At 70.4% G+C, this 21098-nt stretch carries 15 protein-coding genes and 1 riboswitch; of the genes, 8 read left to right on the top strand and 7 right to left on the bottom strand.

The annotated features are described in order from the left end of the window. Positions 1 to 14: 14 nt before the first annotated feature. Together ACW5F0_RS06620 and ACW5F0_RS06615 are read right to left on the bottom strand one after the other, a co-directional pair. A complete protein-coding gene (locus ACW5F0_RS06620) occupies positions 15 to 668 on the bottom strand; it encodes a protein-L-isoaspartate O-methyltransferase family protein (protein WP_456999329.1) in 654 nt (217 codons plus the stop codon). A 130-nt stretch (positions 669 to 798) separates the two neighbouring features. After that, complete coding sequence (locus ACW5F0_RS06615) at positions 799 to 1455, bottom strand: TetR/AcrR family transcriptional regulator (RefSeq protein WP_456964910.1); 657 nt, start codon at positions 1453 to 1455, stop codon at positions 799 to 801. Positions 1456 to 1540: 85 nt separating this feature from the next. On the opposite strand from ACW5F0_RS06615, the gene ACW5F0_RS06610 reads away from it, so the two are divergent. Together ACW5F0_RS06610 and ACW5F0_RS06605 are read left to right on the top strand one after the other, a co-directional pair. Next, the gene (locus ACW5F0_RS06610) at positions 1541 to 2647 is read left to right on the top strand and encodes an efflux RND transporter periplasmic adaptor subunit (protein WP_456999328.1); all 1107 of its coding nucleotides are present in this window, start codon (positions 1541 to 1543) and stop codon (positions 2645 to 2647) included. 3 nt (positions 2648 to 2650) lie between these two features. Next, positions 2651 to 5842 carry an efflux RND transporter permease subunit gene (locus ACW5F0_RS06605; protein ID WP_456999327.1) on the top strand — a complete coding sequence of 1064 codons (3192 nt, stop codon included), beginning with the start codon at positions 2651 to 2653 and terminating at the stop codon, positions 5840 to 5842. Between the two features lie 252 nt (positions 5843 to 6094). Here the strand turns inward: ACW5F0_RS06605 and ACW5F0_RS06600 are convergent, their stop codons facing one another. Continuing rightward, on the bottom strand, positions 6095 to 7042 hold the full coding sequence (locus ACW5F0_RS06600; protein ID WP_456999326.1) for a homoserine kinase: 948 nt from the start codon (positions 7040 to 7042) through the stop codon (positions 6095 to 6097). 182 nt (positions 7043 to 7224) lie between these two features. Between ACW5F0_RS06600 and ACW5F0_RS06595 the strand changes: the two genes are divergently transcribed. Genes ACW5F0_RS06595 through ACW5F0_RS06585 form a run of 3 tightly spaced genes read left to right on the top strand, consistent with a single transcriptional unit; the run spans position 7225 to position 11956 of the window. Beyond that, positions 7225 to 9063, top strand: a complete 1839-nt coding sequence (locus ACW5F0_RS06595; RefSeq protein WP_456999325.1) for an FAD-dependent oxidoreductase — start codon at positions 7225 to 7227, stop codon at positions 9061 to 9063. Beyond that, positions 9060 to 10904: a 2-oxoacid:acceptor oxidoreductase subunit alpha gene (locus ACW5F0_RS06590; protein WP_456999324.1), complete on the top strand. Its 1845-nt coding sequence runs from the start codon at positions 9060 to 9062 to the stop codon at positions 10902 to 10904. Before ACW5F0_RS06595 ends, ACW5F0_RS06590 begins: the two co-directional genes overlap by 4 nt. Further along, positions 10901 to 11956: a 2-oxoacid:ferredoxin oxidoreductase subunit beta gene (locus ACW5F0_RS06585; protein WP_456964916.1), complete on the top strand. Its 1056-nt coding sequence runs from the start codon at positions 10901 to 10903 to the stop codon at positions 11954 to 11956. Before ACW5F0_RS06590 ends, ACW5F0_RS06585 begins: the two co-directional genes overlap by 4 nt. 81 nt (positions 11957 to 12037) lie before the next feature. On the opposite strand, the gene thrC is transcribed toward ACW5F0_RS06585, so the two are convergent. Genes thrC through thrA form a run of 3 tightly spaced genes read right to left on the bottom strand, consistent with a single transcriptional unit; the run spans position 12038 to position 16820 of the window. Next, positions 12038 to 13333 (bottom strand): threonine synthase, encoded by a 1296-nt coding sequence (thrC, locus tag ACW5F0_RS06580; protein ID WP_456999323.1) that lies wholly within the window; start codon positions 13331 to 13333, stop codon positions 12038 to 12040. Beyond that, entirely contained in the window at positions 13330 to 14268 is a 939-nt protein-coding gene (locus ACW5F0_RS06575) for a homoserine kinase (RefSeq protein WP_456964918.1), read from the bottom strand. The genes thrC and ACW5F0_RS06575 overlap by 4 nt, the downstream gene beginning before the upstream one ends. After that, entirely contained in the window at positions 14265 to 16820 is a 2556-nt protein-coding gene (thrA, locus tag ACW5F0_RS06570; RefSeq protein ID WP_456964919.1) for a bifunctional aspartate kinase/homoserine dehydrogenase I, read from the bottom strand. Before thrA ends, ACW5F0_RS06575 begins: the two co-directional genes overlap by 4 nt. 173 nt (positions 16821 to 16993) lie before the next feature. After that, a riboswitch (TPP riboswitch) is annotated at positions 16994 to 17092 on the top strand. 83 nt (positions 17093 to 17175) lie between these two features. Here thrA and thiC point away from each other — a divergent pair. From thiC to ACW5F0_RS06555, 3 genes are all read left to right on the top strand, one after another. After that, the gene (gene thiC / locus ACW5F0_RS06565; protein ID WP_456964920.1) at positions 17176 to 19089 is read left to right on the top strand and encodes a phosphomethylpyrimidine synthase ThiC; all 1914 of its coding nucleotides are present in this window, start codon (positions 17176 to 17178) and stop codon (positions 19087 to 19089) included. 106 nt (positions 19090 to 19195) lie between these two features. After that, entirely contained in the window at positions 19196 to 19783 is a 588-nt protein-coding gene (locus ACW5F0_RS06560; RefSeq protein ID WP_456964921.1) for a DUF4136 domain-containing protein, read from the top strand. A gap of 46 nt (positions 19784 to 19829) precedes the next feature. Then, on the top strand, positions 19830 to 20522 hold the full coding sequence (locus ACW5F0_RS06555; RefSeq protein ID WP_456964922.1) for an ion channel: 693 nt from the start codon (positions 19830 to 19832) through the stop codon (positions 20520 to 20522). 42 nt (positions 20523 to 20564) lie between these two features. On the opposite strand, the gene ppa is transcribed toward ACW5F0_RS06555, so the two are convergent. Further along, positions 20565 to 21095, bottom strand: a complete 531-nt coding sequence (gene ppa, locus ACW5F0_RS06550; protein ID WP_456965269.1) for an inorganic diphosphatase — start codon at positions 21093 to 21095, stop codon at positions 20565 to 20567. Between the last annotated feature and the right edge of the window lie 3 nt (positions 21096 to 21098).

Here is a 21098-nt window from a genome sequence, read left to right as displayed (position 1 = left end):
TAGGGGCGGGGCGATCAGAACGCGAATGCCGGGACCGGCGCCGCGCCCGCCAGGTAGGCGAGTTCGGTTTCGAACAACGATTCAATGCGCGGGCCGTTGACGTCGGCGTGCACCAGCACCGCCTCCATCGCCGGTGCGCGGCCGCGCACGATGAACATGCGGCCACCCGGACGCAGCCAGCCGAGGAAACGCTCCGGCACGGCATCCACCGCGGCGGTGACGCAGATGGCGTCGAACTGGCGACCCGGTCCCCAGGCGAAGGCATCGGCGTGCTCGACCGACACGTTGGTGGCGCCCTGCGCCAGCAGCGTGGCCTGCGCGCCGGCCGCGAGGTCGGCGTGGCGCTCGATGGTGGTCACCGAACGCGCAAGGCGGCCCAGGCAAGCGGCCAGGAAGCCGCTGCCGGTGCCGATTTCGAGCACGTCCTCGGAGCCTCCGAGCGCCAGTGCCTGCATGGCACGGCCTTCGAGCACCGGCTTCATCATCGATTCGCCATGGGCCAGCGGCAGCGCGACGTCGGCATAGGCCAGCGCGCGGTGCGCGTCGGGCGCATAGGCCTCGCGCGGCATCCGGAGGAGCACGTTGAGCACGCGGACATCCAGCACCTCCCAGGGGCGGATCTGCTGCTCGACCATGGCTTCACGGGCTTTGGCGAAATCGAGGGTCATGGTGTCGGGGCCTGGCTGATCGGGTGGACCGGCCATTTTACGGTGAATTGGCGGGTTTGGCCGTGACAGCATCGCCGCGGGCGCGGAACGGCTTGAGTGCCGGAAGTCACCGGGCCGGTCGGCGGCCGGTTCAGGGCCGCGGGCGGACGGCGTAGGCGCCGAGGAAAAGATCCACCGTGGCTTCGACATGGGCGTCGACGTCGAAGTCGGGCGGCACGTCGACACCCATCAGCAAGCGTGGGTGGACGTCGCCGCGGAGCAGGGCGAAGAACTGGCTCGCCGCGCGTGCCGTGTCGTCGACCGCCAGCTCGCCGGCGGCGGTGCGCCGCGCAAGCAGCGCCGCGAAACCGGCCTGCAGATGTCCCGCGCCGGCGTTCCAGAACAGTTCCGGCAGCGCCGAGCCCAGGCGCGTGGGCGCGCACATCAGTCGGAAGCCCGACATCGCTTCGGGGGACACCATCAGCGCATACACCGCCCGCGCGATGCCGGCCAGGCGCGGCCGCAGGGGCTGGCCCGAGGCCGGGGTGAACAGCGTCGGTGGCACCTGCTGCTGGCAGTAATGCTCCACCGCCGCGATGAAAAGCGCTTCCTTGTCGCCGAAGTGGCTGTAGACGGTGAGCTTGGAGACGCAGGCACGCGCGGCGATCTGATCCATGCTCACGCCCTCGAAGCCGTGCTCCAGGAACATGCATGCGGCGGCTTCGAGGATGGAAGCGCGCTTCGCGAGGTCCTTGGGGCGGCCTGGTGCCGGTCGCGATGCCGGCTGGCTGTCGGGAGGCATGGACATCGGCAAATACTAGACCGTAGAGTTTGGTAAATATAGCATTCGCTGCTCCGTACCGGGCCGCAGCCCACAGCTCAGGAGCAGCACCATGGCAGGCTCGCGCGGGAACCTCTGGATCGCAAGCGTGGTACTCGTGTTGGCCCTTTCCGCGTGTGGCAGCGGAGCACCCGATCGCGTGCCCGCGCGCCCGGTCCTGGTCGCACAGCCGCAGCCGGGCTCCGGCGCCGCCCACAGCTTCCCGGGCGAGATCCGCGCCCGCGAGGAACGTCCGCTGGCGTTCCGCGTCAGCGGCAAGCTGATGCGGCGCGAGGTCGACGTCGGCGACCGCGTCACGCAGGGCGCACTGCTGGCAGTGATCGATCCCGGCGATTTCGACGCCCAGGCCCGCGCCGCCGAGGCGCGGCTGTCGGCCGCGGAGGCGCAGCTCACGCGCGCGGCCGCCGACCGCGCCCGCTACGCGGCGCTGGCCGAAGGCCAACTCGTCAGCCGTTCCACGCTCGATGCCCAGGAGGCCGCGTGGCGTGCCGCCGACGGCGAGGTCCGCGCCGCCCGTGCCCAGGTCGAGGTCGCGCGCAACCAGGCCGGCTACGCCGAACTGCGCGCGCCGTCCGACGGCGTCATCGCCAGTCGCCAGGCCGAAGCCGGGCAGGTGGTGGCGGCCGGGCAGGCGGTGTTCACCCTGGCCGGCGACGACGGCCGCGAGGTGGCGATCGCGCTGCCGGAATCCGCGCTTGCGGAGTACGCCGTGGGCCAGGTGGTCGAGGTGGAGCTGTGGAACGCGCCCGGTGACCGCTTGCAGGGGCGCTTCCGCGAGATCTCGCCATCCGCGGACCCGGACACGCGCACCTACGCCGCGCGCGTGGCGCTCGACGCCGCCGAGGGCGCGCGCGTCGCGCTGGGACAAAGCGCGAAGGTGATCGCCGCGCGCGAGGGCCCTGCGCTGTCGGTGCCGCTGTCCGCGGTACAGCGGGGCGATGACGGCGCGGCGTCGGTCTGGGTGTTCGACCAGGGCCGCGTGCGCGCGGTGGCGATCGAGGCCGGGGACTTCGGCGCCGAGCGCGTGCCGGTGACGGCGGGAATCGACGCCGACGACTGGATCGTGGTTGCGGGCGGGCACCTGCTGCAGGACGGCCAGGGCGTGGCTGCAGTCGATCGCGACAACCGGCCGGTGGCACCGGACGCCCCCCGGCCCTGATCCATGAGCGCGCCTTCCCGCTTCAACCTGTCCGAATGGGCGCTGCGCAACCGCGCGCTGGTGCTGTACGTGATGCTGGTGTCGGCCCTGGTCGGTGCCTGGTCGTACAAGCAGCTGGGGCAGTCGGAGGATCCGCCCTTCACCTTCAAGGCGATGGTGGTGCGCACGATGTGGCCGGGCGCCACCGCCGACCAGGTCGCGCGCCAGGTCACCGACCGCGTCGAGCGCGCGCTGATGGAGACCGGCCGCTACGAGATGATCCGCTCCTACTCGCGGCCCGGCGAGTCGCAGGTGATCTTCATGGCGACCGACTCGCTGCCGCAGCGCGACGTGCCGGAGCTCTGGTACCAGGTGCGCAAGAAGGTCGGTGACATCCGCGCGACCCTGCCGGCGGAGGTGATCGGTCCGTTCTTCAACGATGAGTTCGGCGACACCTTCGGCAACATCTACGCGCTCACCGGCGAGGGCTTCGACTACGCCGTGCTCGAGGACTATGCCGAGCGCATCGAACTGGAGCTGCAGCGGCTGCCCGACGTCGGCAAGGTCGAGCTGATCGGCCTGCAGGACGAGAAGGTCTGGGTGGAGGCCAGCAACGCGCGCCTGGCGAACCTCGGCGTGCCGATGGCGGCGCTGCAGCAGGCGCTGGCGCAGCAGAACGCGGTCGCGCCGGCGGGCTTCGTGGAAACCGCGACCGACCGCGTGCAGCTGCGCGTGGACGGCGCCTTCCGCTCGATCGACGACATCGGCGCGCTGCCGGTGCGTACCGGCGACCGCACCCTGCGCCTGGGCGACATCGCCGAAGTGCGCCGTGGCCATGCCGATCCGGCGGCGCCGCGCATGCGCTTCATGGGCGAGGACGCGATCGGCATCGGTGTGGCGCTGCGCGACGGCGGCGACATCCTCGCCCTGGGCGACACGCTGGCAGCCGAGGCCGCCCGGCTGCAGGCCACGCTCCCGATAGGGCTCGAGCTGCGCAAAGTCTCCGACCAGCCCGCGGCCGTGCGCGAATCGGTGGGCGAGTTCGTGAAGGTGCTGGCCGAGGCGGTGGTGATCGTGCTCCTGGTCTGTTTCTTCTCGCTCGGCCTGCGCACCGGCCTGGTGGTGGCGGTGTCGATCCCGCTGGTGCTGGCGATGACCTTTGCCGCGATGCACTGGTTCGGCATCGGCCTGCACAAGGTGTCACTGGGCGCGCTGGTGCTGGCGCTGGGCCTGCTGGTGGACGACGCGATCATCGCGGTCGAGATGATGGCCATACGCATGGAGCAGGGCGACGACCGCCTGACTGCGGCCAGCTACGCCTGGTCGCACACGGCCTTCCCGATGCTCACCGGCACGCTGGTGACCGCCGCCGGCTTCCTGCCCATTGCGACCGCGGCATCGTCGGTGGGCGAATACACGCGCTCGCTGTTCCAGGTGGTGACGATCGCGCTGGTGGTGTCGTGGGTGGCGGCGGTGCTCTTTATTCCGTGGCTGGGCGACAGGATGCTGCCGGACTTTGCCAAGCCGACGCCGCCGCGTCCGGGCTCGCTTGCCGCGCGCCATCGCGCCTGGCGCCTGCGGCTTGTGGATCGCTGGCCGCAGTACGCATTCGTGCTGGCGCCGCCGGAGCTGCGTGTGCATGACCACGATCCCTACCAGCGGCCGTTCTATCGTCGCCTGCGGCGCGTGCTCGACTGGTGCCTGGTGCATCGTTGGCTGGTGATCATCGTGACCGTCGGCCTGCTGGCACTGTCGCTGCTCGCCTTCCGCTTCGTGCCGCAGCAGTTCTTCCCCGACTCGCAGCGCCTGGAGCTGATGGTCGATCTCGAGCTCGCCGAAGGCAGCTCGTTGCGTGCGACCTCCGATGCCGCCATGCGGCTGGAGGCGCTCCTGGCCGACCGGCCCGGGATCGACAACCACGTCGCCTACGTCGGCAGCGGTTCGCCGCGCTTCTACCTGCCGCTGGACCAGCAGCTGCCACAGACCAACCTCGCGCAGTTCGTGGTGCTGGCGCGCGACGTCGAGGCCCGCGAGGTGCTGCGCGACTGGCTGATCGACGACGTGGCGCCGCTGTTCCCGGAGCTGCAACTGCGCGTCACGCGGCTCGAGAACGGGCCGCCGGTGGGCTATCCGGTGCAGTTCCGCGTCTCGGGCGAGCATGCCGACCAGGCGCGTGCGATCGCGCGCGACGTTGCGGACCAGGTGCGCGCGAATCCGCACGTCGCCAACGTCAACCTCGACTGGGACGAGCCGAGCAAGGTTGTGCGCCTGGTGATCGACCAGGAGCGCGCGCGGGTGCTGGGCGTTGACTCGCAGCAGCTGGCGCGCTTCCTGTCGGCGTCGCTGTCGGGGCAGGCGGTGAGCGTGTACCGCGAGGGCAACGAGCTGATCGAGGTGCTGATGCGCGGTCCGCTGGACGAGCGCACGGGGCTGGCCGAACTGGGCAGCCTGGTCGTGCACGGTGCCGACGACAAGCCGGTGCCGCTGGCGCAGGTGGCGCGTCTGGAATACGCCTTCGAGGACGGCATCATCTGGCATCGCGACCGCCTGCCGACGGTGACCGTGCGCGCCGATGTCCGCGGCGACGCGATGCCGGCAAGCGTGGTGGCGGAGATCCTGCCGACGCTCGCGGGAATCCGCGCGGTGCTGCCGCCGGGCTACCTGCTCGAGACCGGCGGCACGATGGAGGATTCCGCGCGTGGGCAGGATTCGATCAAGGCCGGGATGCCGCTGTTCCTGTTCGCGGTGTGGACGCTCTTGATGCTGCAGTTGCGGAGCTTTTCGCGCAGTGCGCTGGTGTTCGCGACGGCGCCCTTGGGGCTGATCGGTGCGGTGCTGTTCCTGCTGGTGTTCCGGGTGCCGTTTGGCTTCGTCGCGCTGCTGGGCACGATTGCGCTGGCGGGGATGGTGATGCGCAATTCGATCATCCTGGTCGACCAGATCCAGCAGGACATCGATGCCGGGCATGCGCGCTGGGATGCGGTGGTCGATGCCACGGTGCGTCGTTTCCGGCCGATCGTGCTGACGGCGCTGGCGGCGATCCTGGCGATGGTGCCGCTGTCGCGCAGTGTGTTCTTCGGGCCGATGGCGGTGGCGATCATGGGTGGGCTGACGGTCGCCACGGTGTTGACGCTGCTGTTCGTGCCGGCGCTGTACGCGGCGTGGTTCCGGGTGCGTCGCGACGAGCCGATTCCTGCCAACCAAGGCCCCCTGTAGGAGCAGCTATAGCTGCGATCCGGTCTGGCCGGGATCTTTCGCCGGAGGCGCGCGGTACGGCAGGTTGGTGGGTACTCCGTGGGCTGTCCCGCTTCGCGGGCCTTTATGCCCACTGCGTACCCCCCAACCCGCCTCGCGGCGCCTCACCGCAGGCCGTGGGGAAAAGCAGAGCCGGCTGCACTGAGGGTGCTTGCTCCCCTTTTCGCCTTCGCTCGCGCCCTTGCCTTGCTCCTCGCCCCCGCCAGCCTGGATTCAATCCACCTCGACCAGCTCTGCGCGCGGGCCGGCGACGGGTGACACGTGGGCCTGCGCGGCGTAGCCGGAGGCGATGAAGCCGGCGACCATCGCGGGCGCAGCCGCCTCGGCTTCGGCGCGGGATGCGAACCAGGCGAAGCAACTGGGACCGCCGCCGGAGATGGAGGCGCCAAGTGCGCCGTGGTCCAGCGCCGCCTGCTTCACGGCGGCGAAGCCGGGGATCAGGGAGGCGCGCCTGGGTTCGACCAGGACGTCGCGCAGGCCTTGGGCGATCAGTGCGGCGTCGGCGCGCGCGAGTCCGGTGAGGAACAGGGCCAGGTGGGTGGAATGCGCCACGACCTGCGGCAGTGGGTACGGTTCGGCCAGTACGGCGCGGGCGTGCCGTGTCTCAAGCACCAGGTCGGGTTGCACCGCCACGCAGTGCAGCCAGTCGGGTACGTCCAATCGCAGCAGCCGGGTCTGCGTGGCCAGTGCGACGCCGCCGACCAGCATCGGGCCGACGTTGTCGCCTTGGCGGCTGTGGGTCGAGGCCCATTCGCCTTCCAGTGCGAAGGGGTAGAGCGCTTTGCGCGACAGCGGCGCGTCCAGCAGGGCGTTGGCCGCGACGAGGGCTGCTACGCAGGAGGCCGCCGAGCCGCCGAGGCCAGAACCCAGCGGGATGCCCTTGTCGAGTTCGATCGCGAAGCCGTGGGGAAGCTCCAGCGCTTCGCGCAGCGACATCAGTGCGCGTCCGGCCGTATTGGCGGCCGGCTCCAGGGGGATGCCCTCGATTCCGCGCACGCGGCCGCGCACGGCGTCCACGCGTACGACGGGTTCGTCGATCAGGTGCACGGTGGCGACATCGCGCGGCCCTTCGATCACGTGGCCGAGCAGGTCGAAGCCGACGCCGATGTTGCCCACGCTTGCGGGGGCGAAGGCGCGGGCCTGTAGCGGGTGCAGGGGCATGCGGTGATTGTCCCATCCGGCGCCCCATCCGGCAGTCCCGGTTTCGGACAGGCTCCGCGCATCCATTCATGGGTGGCTTGCGAGGGTGTGCTGCGCCGCCGCAAGCGGGGCCCGCGCTTGCGCCTAGACTGTGGCCGCGAGCGATGGCCGGAGCCTCCGGCCAGCCAGCCACGGGGGGCGCAGTGAAGCCGACCGATATCCGCGATCCCGACACCTTCCACAAGGTCGTCGATTGCCAGTGGGCCTGCCCCGCGCACACGCCGGTTCCGGAATACATCCGCCTGATCGCCGCCGGCCGGTTCGCCGACGCGTACATGGTCAACTGGGTGAGCAACGTGTTCCCGGGGATCCTCGGCCGCACCTGCGACCGTCCCTGCGAACCCGCCTGCCGTCGTGGGCGGGTCGAAGAGAACAACGGTCCGTCGTCGATGCGCGACAAGCCGCAGCCGGTGGCGATCTGCCGCCTGAAGCGCGTGGCCGCCGACCACAAGGGTGATGTCAGCGGTCGCATGCCCCGACCGGTGGCGCAGCGCAACGGGCGCCGCATCGCCTGCGTCGGTGCCGGACCTTCATCGCTGACGGTCGCCCGTGATCTCGCGCCCTTGGGCTACGACATCACGGTGTTCGAAGCCGATCCGAAGGCGGGCGGCTTCATGCGCACCCAGGTGCCGCGCTTCCGCCTGCCGGAGGAGGTAATCGACGAGGAGACGGACTACATCCTCGACATGGGCGTGGGGTTCGTTGGTGGCCGGCGCATTGATTCGATGCGCGACCTGCTCACGCAGGGCTACGACGCTGTCTTCGTCGGCAGCGGCGCGCCGCGCGGGCGCGACCTGGACCTGCCGGGCCGGAAGGAGTGCGCCGACAGCATCCGCGTCGGCCTCGACTGGCTGGCCAACGTGTACTTCGGCCACGTCACCCGCGTCGGTCGTCGCGTGCTGGTGCTGGGCGGCGGCAACACCGCCATGGACTGCTGCCGCTCGGCGCGGCGGCTGGGCGGTGACGAGGTGACGGTGGTGGTGCGCTCGGGCTTCGACGAGATGAAGGCCAGCCCCTGGGAGAAGGAAGACGCGATGCACGAGGGCATCCCGATCCTGGACTACCGCGTGCCCAAGGCCTTCGAGCACGCCAGTGGCCGGCTGACCGGCATGCGCTTCGAGCGCGTGCGCGCCGAATACGACGAGCGCGGCCGTCGCCGGCTGGTGCCGACCGGGGAGCCGGACGAGGTGATTCCCTGCGACGAGGTGCTGATCGCCGTCGGGCAGGAGAACGCGTTTCCCTGGATCGAACGCGACCTCGGCATCGACTTCGACGAGTGGGGCATGCCGGTGGTCGACACGATCACCCACCAGTCCTCGCTGCCACGGGTGCTGTTCGGTGGCGACGCGGCCTTCGGCCCGAAGAACATCATCTGGGCGGTGGCGCACGGCCACGCGGCGGCGATCTCGATTGACCGCCTGCTTGAAGGCGGGGATCCGCGCGAGCGCCCCGCGCCCGGCGTCACCCTGGCTTCGCAGAAGATGGGCATCCACGAGTGGCGCTACGACAACGCGGTGTCGCCCGACGAACGCTTCGCGGTGCCGTGGTCGGAGGCGGCGAAGAAGCTCGACAGCATGCACATCGAAGTCGAGCTCGGTTTCGACGCCGCGACCGCGTGGAAAGAGACCCAGCGCTGCCTCAACTGCGACGTGCAGACCGTGTTCACCGACGACAAGTGCATCGAGTGCGATGCCTGCGTCGACATCTGCCCGACCGACTGCATCACCTTCACCATCAACGGCGAAGAGGACGAGCTGCGCACGCGGCTGACTGCGCCGGCGCTCAACCTCGACCAGCCGCTGTACGTCTCCGGGCCGCTGAAGACGTCGCGGGTGATGGTCAAGGACGAGGATGTCTGCCTGCACTGCGGCCTGTGCGCCGAGCGCTGTCCGACCGGCGCCTGGGACATGCAGCAGTTCCTGCTGCGCGAGACGCACGCCGGCGGCGAGCCTGTTCCGGCAAGGACGGAGGCCGTGGCATGACGCCGGCGCACGCGCCGCTGCGGGCGGTCAACGACTTCGTGGTCAAGTTCGCCAACGTCAACGGGTCCGGTTCGGCTTCGGCCAACGAACTGTTCGCCAAGGCGATCCTGCGCATGGGCGTACCGGTCGGCCCGCGCAACATTTTTCCCTCCAACATCCAGGGGCTGCCGACCTGGTACGAGGTCCGGGTCAGCGAGCGCGGCTGGCTGGGCCGGCGCGGCGGCGTCGACATGATGGTGGCGATGAACCCGCAGACCTGGGACGCCGACGTCGCCGAGATCGAGCCCGGCGGCTATCTGTTCCACGACAGCAGCAAGCCGCTGCCGCGGGCGCGCTTCCGCGACGACATCACCGCCATCGGCGTGCCGCTGACCGAGATCTGCAACACGCACTACAGCGATCCGCGCCAGCGCCAGCTGTTCAAGAACATCATGTACGTGGGCGCGCTGTCGGCGCTGCTGGACATCGACACGACGGTCATCGAAACGCTGATCGGCGAGCAGTACCGGTCCAAGCCGAAGCTTCTGGCGCCGAACATCGAAGCGCTGCACCTGGGCCGCGACTGGGTGCGCGAGCACCTGCCGCATCCGATCGGCCTGCGCGTACAGCCGGCCGACGCGGTCGGCGACCGGATCTTCGTCGACGGCAACGACGCCGCGGCGCTGGGCTGCGTCTACGGCGGCGCCACGGTCTGCGCCTGGTATCCGATCACGCCTTCGTCGTCGCTGGCCGAGGGTTTCCAGAAGTACTGCCAGAAGTACCGCGTCGATGGCGAGGGCCGTGCGCGCTACGCGATGATCCAGGCCGAGGACGAGATCGCCTCGATCGGCATGGTGGTCGGTGCCGGCTGGAACGGCGCGCGTGCCTTCACCACGACGTCCGGCCCGGGCGTGTCGCTGATGAACGAGTTCATCGGCCTGGCCTACTTCGCCGAGATCCCGGTGACGATCCTCAACGTGCAGCGCGGCGGGCCGTCCACCGGCATGCCCACGCGCACCCAGCAGTCCGACGTGCTGGCCTGCGCCCATGCCTCGCACGGCGACACGAAGCACGTGCTGCTGTTCCCCGAGGACCCGCGCGAGTGCTTCGACTTCGCTGCCGCGGCGCTGGACCTGGCCGACCGGCTGCAGACGCCGGTGTTCGTGATGAGCGACCTCGACATCGGCATGAACCAGCGCCTGTGCGCGCCGTTCGCGTGGGACGACGCGCGCGTGCATGACCGCGGCAAGGTGATGACGGCGGCACAGCTGGATTCGGGCCGCGAGTTCGCGCGCTACAAGGACGTCGACGGCGACGGCATCCCGTGGCGGACCTGGCCGGGTACGCATCCCGACAAGGGCGCGTATTTCACCCGCGGCACCTCGCGCAATCCGCAGGCGCAGTACTCCGAGCGCGGGCCGGACTACATCTACAACATGCAGCGCCTGCTGCAGAAGTTCGACACCGCGAAGACGCTGGTACCGCAGCCGGTGGTGTCGCAGGCGCAGGCGCAGGTGCCTGCGCGTTATGGCGCGATCTTCTACGGCTCCACCAGCCCGGCGATGGAGGAAGCCATGGAGCAGCTGCGCGATGCCGGCGTTGCGCTGGACACGCTGCGGGTGCGCGCCTATCCGTTCCCGGACACGGTGCGGGACTTCGTCGACACCCATGCGCAGGTGTTCGTGGTCGAACAGAACCGCGACGCGCAGCTGCGCCTGCTGCTGATCGACGCCTTCGGCACCGATCCCGCGCAGCTGGTGGCGGTGCTGCACTACGACGGCACGCCGATCACCGCGCGCTTCATCACCGGTGCCATCGAAGCCCACATGCGCAAGCACGCGACGCAGGAGAAGGTGGCATGACGTATCTCGCCAAGCCCAGGCTCCACCACCCGACGCTGCCCTGCAACGCCATCGGCTTCACCCGCCGCGACTACGAGGGCAAGATCAGCACGCTGTGCGCGGGCTGCGGCCACGACTCGATCTCGGCGGCGATCATCCAGGCCTGCTGGGAGCTCGACATCCAGCCGCACCGCATCGCCAAGCTGTCGGGCATCGGCTGCAGCTCCAAGACCCCGGACTACTTCCTCGGCCAGTCGCACGGCTTCAACACCGTGCACGGGCGCATGCCTTCGGTGCTGACCGGCGCCAACCTCGCCAATCGCACGCTCACCTACCTCGGTGTGTCCGGTGACGGCGACTCGGCGTCGATCGGCATCGGCCAGTTCGTGCACGCGATCCGGCGCGGCGTCGACATGACCTACATCGTGGAGAACAACGGCGTGTACGGACTGACCAAGGGCCAGTTCTCGGCCACCGCCGACCAGGGCTCGGTGTCCAAGCGCGGCGTCGCCAATGCCGACAGCCCGATCGACCTGGTGACGATGGCGCTGCAGCTGGGCGCCAGCTACGTCGGCCGCGGGTTCTCCGGCGACAAGCAGCAGCTGGTGCCGCTGATCAAGGGCGCGCTGTCGCACCGCGGCGCCGCCTTCCTCGACGTGATCAGTCCCTGCGTCGCGTTCAACAACCATGCCGGCAGCACCAAGAGCTACGACTACGTGCGCGAGCACAACGAGGCCGTCAACCGCCTGGACGTGATGCCGTCGCGGATGGCGATCGAGGTGGAGCACGACGCCGGCACGACCATCGACGTCGCCCAGCACGACGGCCGCACGCTGCGCCTGCACAAGCTCGACGCCGGCTACGATCCCCGTGACCGGATTGCCGCCCTGAACCTGATCCACCAGGGCAATGCACGCGGCGAGGTGGTGACCGGCCTGCTGTTCGTCGATCCGGACGCTGAGGACCTGCATGGCCATCTCGGCACCGTGGAGGCGCCGCTGAACGCCCTGGGTGCGGAGGCGCTGTCGCCGGGTGCGGCGGCGTTGGAGCGGATCAACGCCTCGCTGCGCTGAATCGCGGGGGGGCGCGGGAGCGGGGCCCGGTCGCGCAGTTCGCCCAGCGGCAGTGCGCCTGACGCGTGGCCGCAGCAGCGGTCATCGCGCGGGTTGCAACAGCGCGTGCCGCAGCGCCGCGTAGTCAGGCTCCAGCCACGCCCCCTGCGCCGGGCGTGCCAGGCAGTCGGCCAGCGCCGGTGGCGGCGTCACGGGATGGCCGACCAGCGGCTCGACGATGCCCTCGAACTTGGCCGGATGGGCGGTGGCGACCACCGCCCAGTGCCCGTCCGTGCCGGCCTCGCGCAGGGTCTCGAGCAGGTGCAGGCCGGTGGCAGTGTGCGGACAGGGGACGATGCCGTGCCGTGCCGGCGCGGCGCGGATCACGGTGCGGATCGTGGCGTCGTCGACCGAGACCGCGCTGAACTGCGTGCGCAGCTCGGCGTCGTCGCGGTGCCAGTGGCGCAGGCGTTCGAAGTTGCTCGGCGCGCCCACGTCCATCGCGTTGGCCAGGGTGGCGCGGGTGGGGCGGGGGGCGTAGTCGGCGCCGGCGAAGTAGCGGGGCAGGGTGTCGTTGGCGTTGCAGGCGAGCCGGATCCGGCCGATCGGCGCGCCCATGCGCCGGGCGACGAGGGCGGCGCAGGCGTTGCCGAGGTTGCCGGTGGGCACGATCAGGTTCAGCACGTCGCCGGTGGCGGCGTGGTGGTGGCCGGCGGCGTGCACGTAGTACGCCGCCTGCGGCAGCAGCCGGCCCAGGCTGATGCTGTTGGCCGAGGCCAGCGCCGTCCGCGCGCGCAGCGCATCGTCGGACAGGGCCTGCTTGACCAGTCGCTGGCAGTCGTCGAAATCGCCGGGGACCCGGTAGGCGCGCACGTTGTCGCCCCAGCATTCGAGCCCGTGGGTCTGGCGCGGAGACACCTTGCCTTCCGGATACAGGATCACGACCTGGAAGCCGGGGCTGCGGTGGAACGCGGCCGCCACCGCCGCGCCGGTGTCGCCGGAGGTGGCGACCAGGATCGTGGTGTCCGGATCGTTGGGGCCGCGCAGTGCGGCCAGCGCCCCGGCGAGGAAGCGGGCGGCGTAATCCTTGAACGCGGCGGTCGGGCCGTGGAACAGCTCCAGCAGGTGGTCGCCGTCGCCGGCCAGGGGGCGCAGCGGAGTGTCGAACGAGAACGCCTGCGCGCAGATGCCGGCCAGGCGCCCGCGCAGCGACGAGGCGGCGAAGTAGGGCGCGAGCACCGCCTGCGCGGTGTCCGCCAGGCGCGCGCCCGGGCGCGGGTCGGCGAGCACGGGAATCCGCTCCGGCACGTACAGGCCGCCGTCGGGGGCCAGCCCGGCGACCAGCGCGACGTCGATGGGCGTCGGTGGCGTGCCGCCCCGGGTGCTGATGAAGTTCATGCGTTGTCGATGACCTCTGCACGCGCGGCCGCGACCGGGGACACGTAGGCACGGGCGTCGAAACCGGCCGCGGCGAAGCCGGCGCGCATCGCCGGCGCGGCAGCCTCGGCCCCGGCCTTCGATGCGAACCAGGCGAACGCGCTCGGTCCGCCGCCGGAGATGCTCGCGCCGAGCGCGCCGTGGTCGAGCGCCGCGGTCTTGACCCGGTCGAAACCGGGAATCATCGGCGCGCGCCGGGGCTCCACCAGCACATCGCGCAGGCCCGCGCGGATCAGGTCGGGGTCGCCCCGCTGCAGGCCGGTGAGGAACTGGGCCAGGTGGGCGCAGTGGGCGACCACCTGCTGCAGCGGATAGGGCGCGGCCAGCAGCGCGCGCGAGCGTCGGGTTTCCAGCACCTGGTCGGGGTGCACCACCACGCAGTGGAGCCAGTCGGGGACCGCCAGCGGGATCATCCGCTCGGGCGTGGCCATCACCACCCCGCCCAGCAGCATCGGCGCGACGTTGTCACCATGGCGGCTGCCGCTGGCCACGAACTCGCCGTCGAGCGCGAACGGATACAGCGCCTCGCGCGGCAGCGGCGCGTCCAGCAGCGCATTGGCGGCGACCAGCGCGGCCACGCACGAGGCGGCGGATCCGCCGAGGCCCGAGCCGAGCGCAATGCCTTTCTCCAGCTCCAGAGCGAAGCCGTGTCGAAGCCGCAGTGACCTGCACAGCGAGATCAGGGCGCCGCCGGCGGTATTGCGCGCGGCGTCCAGCGGCAGCCCGTCCACGCCCGGGGCATCACCGCGGATCGCATCGATGTGCACCACCGGCGCATCGATGCGGCGCACGACAACGACGTCGCGCGGGCCCTCGATGACGTGGCCGAGCAGGTCGAAGCCGACGCCGATGTTGCCAACGCTGGCCGGGGCGAAGGCGCGCACGGCACCGCTCACGCCTGCGGCCCCGGGTAGCGCAGGAACGGCAGGCCGGGCTGCTGGCCCAGCGCGTGCGCCACGGCCAGCACGTCGCCGAACACGCCCGCCGCGGTGACCTCCGGGCCCGCGCCCGGACCCTGCACCACGAGCGGATTGTCGGCATAGCGCGCCGTGGTGAACTGGACCAGGTTGTCGGTCAGGCGGGTGTGGCAGCAGGGATGGTCGGCCGCGAGCGCGAGCACCCCGACGCTGGCGCGCCCATCGCGTCCGAGCCGGGCGAGGTGGCGCAAGGAGCGGCCTTCGGCGCGTGCGGCCTCGAGCCGCGAAGCCATCGGCGCGTCCATCTCACCGAGCCGGGCGATGAATTCCCCCAGCGGCACCGCGCGCAACGGCGCCGGCACCAGGTTCTCCACCTCCACATCGCCCAGCGACAGCGTGCGTCCCGCTTCGCGCGCGAGGATCACCAGCTTGCGGGCCACGTCGAGCCCGGACAGGTCGTCCCGGGGATCGGGTTCGGTGTAGCCCAGCTCGCGCGCCTCGGCCACCAGAGTAGAGAACGGGCGGCTGCCGTCGTATCGGTTGAACAGCCATGCAAGGGTGCCGGACAGCGTGCCGTCGATGCCGTGCAGCTCGTCGCCGGTGTCGAGCAGGCTGCGCAGGGTCTGGATCACCGGCAGCCCGGCGCCGACCGTGGTTTCGTAGAGAAAGCGCCCACCGCCCTCACGCTGTGCGGCCCGGATCGCGGCGTAGCGCTGCCAGTCGCCGCTGCCGGCGTGCTTGTTCGGGGTGACGATATGGATGCCGGCCGCGAGCCAGTCGCGATAGTGCGCGGCGACCGCATCACTGGCGCTGCAGTCGATGATCATCGCGTGCGGCAGGTGGTCCGCGCGCACATGGCATGCGAGCGCGTCCAGGTCGGCCGGTGGGGCGGCGTCCGATCCCAGGCGGTCGGGCACGTCCCCGGGAGCGATCCGTCCCGGTTCCAGGACCATCGTGCCGCGACCGGCCACGGCGCGCAGGCGCAGGTCGATGCCCGAACGCTCGCGCAATCCCGGCAGGACCTGGGCGAGCTGCCTGAGCAGTGCCTGGCCGACCTGGCCCGGACCGATGAGGCCGACGGAGACCGTCTGCGGCGAAAGCCAGAATGCCGCGTGCGCAGCGCGCAGTCCGCGCTCGGCGTCCCCTGCGGCAATCGCGACCGACAGGTTGCGTTCGCTCGCGCCCTGGGCGATCGCGCGCACGTTCACGCGCGCCTGGGCCAGTCCGGCAAACAGGCGCGCGGCCACGCCCGGCGTGCCGACCATGCCGTCGCCGACCGCGGCCAGCACGCAGAGTCCATCGGTCACCTGCACGCCGTGGATCTGTCCGCTGGTGATCGCATCGGCGAAAGTGGCCAGAATCGCCTCGCGGCCGTGCGCGGCCTGGTCCTGCTTCACCACGCAGCAGATCGAGTGCTCGGATGATCCCTGCGAGATCATCGTCACCGACACCCTGGCCGCATGCAGCGCCGCGAACAGCCGTTCGGCCACGCCCGGGACGCCGGTCATGCCGCTGCCGGTCAGCTCCAGCACCGCCATGCCGTCGACCAGGCTCAGGCCCTTGACCGGTGAGCGCGTGGGTCGCGAGCACGCCGCGACCCGGGTGCCCGGGGCATCCGGGCGCAGGCTGTTGCGGATCAGCAGCGGGATGCCACGCGCCTGCAGGGGTGCCAGGGTGCGCGGATGCAGCACCTTGGCGCCGAAGTACGCCAGTTCGTTGGCCTCTGCATAGGACATCGAGGCCAGGCACACGGCGTCGGGCACCAGCCGGGGGTCGGCCGAGAGCACGCCATCGACGTCGGTCCAGATGGTGAGCGCCGAGGCGTCGAACAGGTCGGCGAAGAGCGCGGAAGAATGGTCGCTGCCATTGCGGCCCAGCGTCGTCGCGCGACCGTCCGCCGTGCGGGCGATGAAGCCGGTCACCACCACGTCGCCCTCGCCATGGCGGTCGCGCCATGCGTCCAGCAGCGCACGACTGGCCTGGCGGTCGGCCGCCATGCCGATCTCGTCCGCGTGCACCACGAGCACCTCGCGCGCGTCCAATCGACGCCAGCCCGCAGGCACGCCGCCCAGCGCGGCCTGCACCAGGCGCGAAGACACGATCTCGCCGAACCCGTGCACGCGGGCGATCGCGTCTTCCAGGTCGGTGTCGCCGCGGGCGATGGCGCGCAGATCGTGGGCGAGGATCGAAAAGTCGGCTTCGACCGCCGCGCGCAGGCCGTGGCGCGCCCGGGCGTCAATGGCGTCCGCGGCCTCGAGGTGGCGTTCGCGAAGCCTGGTCTGTGCGGGTCCGGGATCGCCGCCGTTGCGGGCGTCCCCGGCCATCGCGACCAGGGCGTCGGTGGTCCCCTGCATGGCCGACACCACGACCACGCGGGTGCGGGCACCGTCGTCCACGAGTGCGCCGAGCCTGCCCATGTGGGCGGCCGTGGCCAGGCTGCTTCCGCCGAACTTGTGCACGCTCAGGCGCAGGGGGACTTCGCCGGCGTCAGCGGAATCGGAGGGCGCGGGACCAGCAGGGTCGGGCGGCATCGGGAGGCTCCGGTTGGGCTCCGCGTTCGGCTCGGGCGTGGGCGTGGCGTGTCGTCCCCATCCGACTGGTACAGCGGCGTCGACACGTCGCAGCATCATTACTCGACGATGGTGCGGTGCGTCAAGCAGCGGCCCGCCGCGGTTCGAAGATGGGGCCGGATGTGCTCCAATACCGCCTGAAGCGGGGGTACCGCGCCATGGGCGCGGTTGAGACAGACCCTTCGAACCTGATGCGGTTGATACCGCCGTAGGGAAGCTTCGCGGCAAGCGGCTACCGGACCCGGTGGCGGGCTGCCGCGCCTTCGCTTCGTCCGGCACGCGGGACCGTCCCGCAGCCACCGACAGGACGATGCCGATGAACGCAGTGCCTTCCCACCTGCTGCAGCAGGCGCAGCAGCTTTCCGATTCCGTCACCCGACCGATCCCGGGTTCGCGCAAGGTCTTCGTGGAAGGCTCGAGCCCGGACCTGCGCGTCGCCATGCGCGAGATCGTGCAGACGAAGACCCCGACGCTGTTCGGTGGCGAGGACAATCCGCCGATCACCGTGTACGACACGTCCGGTCCCTACACCGATCCCGAAGCGCGCATCGACCTGGCCGCGGGGCTGCCGGCGCTGCGCGCGCGCTGGATCGAGGCGCGCGGCGATACCCATGCGTTGACGGCACTGGGTTCCGAGTTCGGACGCGCACGCGAAGGTGATCCGAAACTCGATGCGGTCCGGTTCCCGGCCCGCCCGCAGCCGCGGCGCGCGAATGCCGGTGCCAACGTCACCCAGATGCACTACGCCCGCCGCGGGATCATCACTCCGGAGATGGAGTACGTCGCCATCCGCGAGAACCAGCGCCTCGACGAATTGCGGGAGCGGCTACAGCCGCGATCCGGGGAGAACATCGCGGCCGTGGCCGCTCCCACACTGCTGGCCCAGCATCCGGGCGAAAGCTTCGGCGCCAGCATCCCGGCGCGCATCACGCCGGAATTCGTCCGCGACGAGATCGCCCGTGGCCGCGCGATCCTGCCCTGCAACATCAACCACCCCGAAAGCGAGCCGATGGTCATCGGCCGCAACTTCCTCACCAAGATCAACGCCAACATCGGCAACAGCGCGGTGTCGTCGGGCATCGCCGAAGAGGTCGAGAAGCTGGTCTGGGCGATCCGCTGGGGCGCCGACAACGTCATGGATCTCAGCACCGGCAAGCACATCCACGAAACCCGCGAGTGGATCATCCGCAACTCGCCGGTACCGATCGGCACGGTGCCGATCTACCAGGCGCTGGAAAAGGTCGACGGCCGCGCGGAAGAACTCACCTGGGAGATCTTCCGCGACACGCTCATCGAGCAGGCGGAGCAGGGCGTGGACTACTTCACCATCCACGCCGGCGTGCTGCTGCGCTACGTACCGCTCACCGCGAAGCGCGTCACCGGCATCGTCTCGCGCGGTGGCTCGATCATGGCCAAGTGGTGCCTGGCGCACCACCGCGAGAGCTTCCTGTACGAACACTTCGAGGACATCTGCGAGATCATGAAGGCCTACGACGTGGCCTTCTCGCTCGGCGACGGCCTGCGTCCGGGCTGCATCGCAGACGCCAACGACGCGGCCCAGTTCGGCGAACTGGAGACGCTTGGCGAACTCACCAGGATCGCCTGGAAGCACGACGTGCAGACCATGATCGAAGGCCCCGGCCACGTGCCGATGCAGCTGATCAAGGAAAACATGGACAAGCAGCTGGCCGAGTGCGGCGAGGCGCCGTTCTACACCCTGGGGCCGCTGACCACCGACATCGCGCCGGGCTACGACCACATCACCAGCGCCATCGGCGCGGCGATGATCGGCTGGTTCGGCACCGCCATGCTCTGCTACGTGACGCCCAAGGAGCACCTGGGCCTGCCCAACCGCCAGGACGTGCGCGACGGGATCATGGCCTACCGCATCGCCGCCCACGCCGCCGACCTCGCCAAGGGACACCCGGGCGCGCAAGTGCGCGACAACGCCCTGTCCAAGGCGCGCTTCGAATTCCGCTGGGAGGACCAGTTCCACCTCGGGCTGGATCCGGAGAAGGCGAAGGAGTTCCATGACGAGACCCTTCCCAAGGATGCCCACAAGCTCGCCCACTTCTGCTCGATGTGCGGCCCGCACTTCTGTTCGATGAAGATTACCCAGGACGTGCGCGACTATGCGGCCGGGCAGGAGCAGGCCGCGGTGGAGGCGGGTATGGCCGACAAGGCCGCGGAGTTCCGGGAGCTTGGTGGGGAGGTCTATCGGCGCGGCTGAACGGTGGGAAAAAGAAGCGCGGGAAGGGGGCGCCCCTGGGCGCCCGCATCACGTGCCGGTGGCAGCGGCCATGCTAGTTTCCGGGCAACCAAAAGGAGGTTCCACCATGGCTCGCATCGGCTCCTCGTCCCTCCGCTGGCTGCTTGCCGTCCTCCTGATGGGGTTGCTCGCCGCCTGCGTCACCGGTCCCCGCATCAGCACCGATTCCGATCCGCGCGCCGATTTCTCCGCTTACCGCACCTTCGCGTTCTACTCGCCGCTGGCGATCGAACGCGAAGGCTATGCCAGCCTGGTCAGCGGGCGCATCAAGGCCGCCGCACGCGCCGAGATGGAGGCGCGTGGCTACCGCTACAGCGAAAGCGATCCCGACCTCTGGCTCAACATCAACGCCTACATGCAGCAGCGCACCGACGTCAGCACCATTCCCGACGTCGATTACGCGTACTACTACAGCTACCGCTATCGCGGCTACGTGGCGATGCCCTACTGGCATGACCGCACCACGGTGCACCGCTACACCGAGGGCACGATGAACGTCGACCTGGTGGATGCGGAGCGCAATGCTCTGGTGTGGGAGGGGATCGCGGTCGGCCGGGTCGCGCGCAACCAGGATCCGCTGAAGCGCGACGAGGCGATCGACGCCACCATCCGCGACATCTTCGCGCAGTATCCACACCGCGCCGGGGCGCGCTGACACGCCCCGCGAGACGCAAGGGGCGGCGGCGCGGCACACTCCGCCGATGGCCAACATCCTGCGCAACCCGTTGCTCTGGCCCGCGGCCATGGCCCGGCATCCCTCGGCGCTGCTGCTCGCGGTGCAGCTGGCCAGCCTGCTGGTGTATCCGCTGGTGGACGGCCGCGACACCCGGGTGCTGTTCGGCGCGTTCACCCTGGTAGCGGTGCCGCTGGCGGTATGGGTGGTGTTCCGCAGCCACGCAGCGAACTGGTTCGCCTGGGCGCTGGCGGTACCGGCCATGGTGCTGGCGGTGGCGGCGATCGCGCTGGGGCTGCCGTCGCTCGCGGCGGCGTCGGCCGGGCTCGAGTCGATCCTGTACTTCTATGCCGCCGGCGCGCTGATCGTGTACATGCTCGAGGACCACACCGTCACCGTGGACGAGCTGTTCGCGGCGGCCGCCGCGTTCACGCTGCTGGCCTGGGCGTTCGCCTATGCCTTCCTGGTCTGCGAAGCGCTGGCGCCGGGCAGCTTCACCGGGGCGGTCGAGCCCGAGCGGCCGCGGACCTGGCTGGAACTGCTGTTCCTGAGCTTCTCGACGCTGTCGGGCACCGGGAATGGCGACGTCATGCCGCTGTCGCCCTATGCGCGGGTGCTGGTGATGCTCGAGCAGTTCGCCGGCGTGGGTTACATCGCGGCCGTGGTCTCGCGACTGATCGCGCTCAGCATCGTGCGCCAGAAGGCACGTGCGCGCGGTTGAAACCTGCGGGCGACGGCAGGCCGCCGCCCGTGCAGGCCGGACTCACTGCTGGCGGTAGCGCTCCATGGCCTCGAGCAGCAAGCGCTTGGCTTCATCGGCGTCGCCCCAGCCCTCGAGCTTCACCCACTTGCCCTTCTCCAGGTCCTTGTAGTGCTCGAAGAAGTGGCCAATGCGCTCCAGCCAGTGGCCTGACACCTGCTTGATGTCGGTGATGTGCGCGTAGCCGGCGAAGACCTTCGGTTCCGGCACCGCCAGCAGCTTCTCGTCGCTGCCGGCCTCGTCGGTCATCTTCAGCACGCCGACCGGACGGCAGCGGATCACCGAGCCCGGCACCAGCGGCAGCGGCAGGATCACCATCACGTCGGCCGGGTCGCCATCGCCGCAGACGGTGTTGGGCACATAGCCGTAGTTGCAGGGATAACGCATGGGCGTCGACAGCACGCGGTCGACGAAGATCGCCCCGGACTCCTTGTCGACCTCGTACTTGACGGGTTCGGCGTCCTTCGGGATCTCGATGATGACGTTGATCTCGTCCGGCGGGTTCTTGCCGGTGTTCACATGGTCCAGGCCCATGGT

It is taken from the genome of Luteimonas sp. A534, from assembly GCF_054072805.1.
The sequence above is the reverse complement of the archived record's forward strand: the minus strand, read 5'-3'. Positions and strand labels throughout refer to the sequence as shown.

Bases quoted from the DNA above. Each gene is read 5' to 3' on its own strand.
- ACW5F0_RS06620 (WP_456999329.1), bottom strand. From the start codon at position 668: ATGACCCTCGATTTCGCCAAAGCCCGTGAAGCCATGGTCGAGCAGCAG.
- ACW5F0_RS06615 (WP_456964910.1), bottom strand. From the start codon at position 1,455: ATGTCCATGCCTCCCGACAGCCAGCCGGCATCGCGACCGGCACCAGGC.
- ACW5F0_RS06610 (WP_456999328.1), top strand. From the start codon at position 1,541: ATGGCAGGCTCGCGCGGGAACCTCTGGATCGCAAGCGTGGTACTCGTG.
- ACW5F0_RS06605 (WP_456999327.1), top strand. From the start codon at position 2,651: ATGAGCGCGCCTTCCCGCTTCAACCTGTCCGAATGGGCGCTGCGCAAC.
- ACW5F0_RS06600 (WP_456999326.1), bottom strand. From the start codon at position 7,042: ATGCCCCTGCACCCGCTACAGGCCCGCGCCTTCGCCCCCGCAAGCGTG.
- ACW5F0_RS06590 (WP_456999324.1), top strand. From the start codon at position 9,060: ATGACGCCGGCGCACGCGCCGCTGCGGGCGGTCAACGACTTCGTGGTC.
- ACW5F0_RS06585 (WP_456964916.1), top strand. From the start codon at position 10,901: ATGACGTATCTCGCCAAGCCCAGGCTCCACCACCCGACGCTGCCCTGC.
- thrC (WP_456999323.1), bottom strand. From the start codon at position 13,333: ATGAACTTCATCAGCACCCGGGGCGGCACGCCACCGACGCCCATCGAC.
- thrA (WP_456964919.1), bottom strand. From the start codon at position 16,820: ATGCCGCCCGACCCTGCTGGTCCCGCGCCCTCCGATTCCGCTGACGCC.
- thiC (WP_456964920.1), top strand. From the start codon at position 17,176: ATGAACGCAGTGCCTTCCCACCTGCTGCAGCAGGCGCAGCAGCTTTCC.
- ACW5F0_RS06560 (WP_456964921.1), top strand. From the start codon at position 19,196: ATGGCTCGCATCGGCTCCTCGTCCCTCCGCTGGCTGCTTGCCGTCCTC.
- ACW5F0_RS06555 (WP_456964922.1), top strand. From the start codon at position 19,830: ATGGCCAACATCCTGCGCAACCCGTTGCTCTGGCCCGCGGCCATGGCC.
- ppa (WP_456965269.1), bottom strand. From the start codon at position 21,095: ATGGGCCTGGACCATGTGAACACCGGCAAGAACCCGCCGGACGAGATC.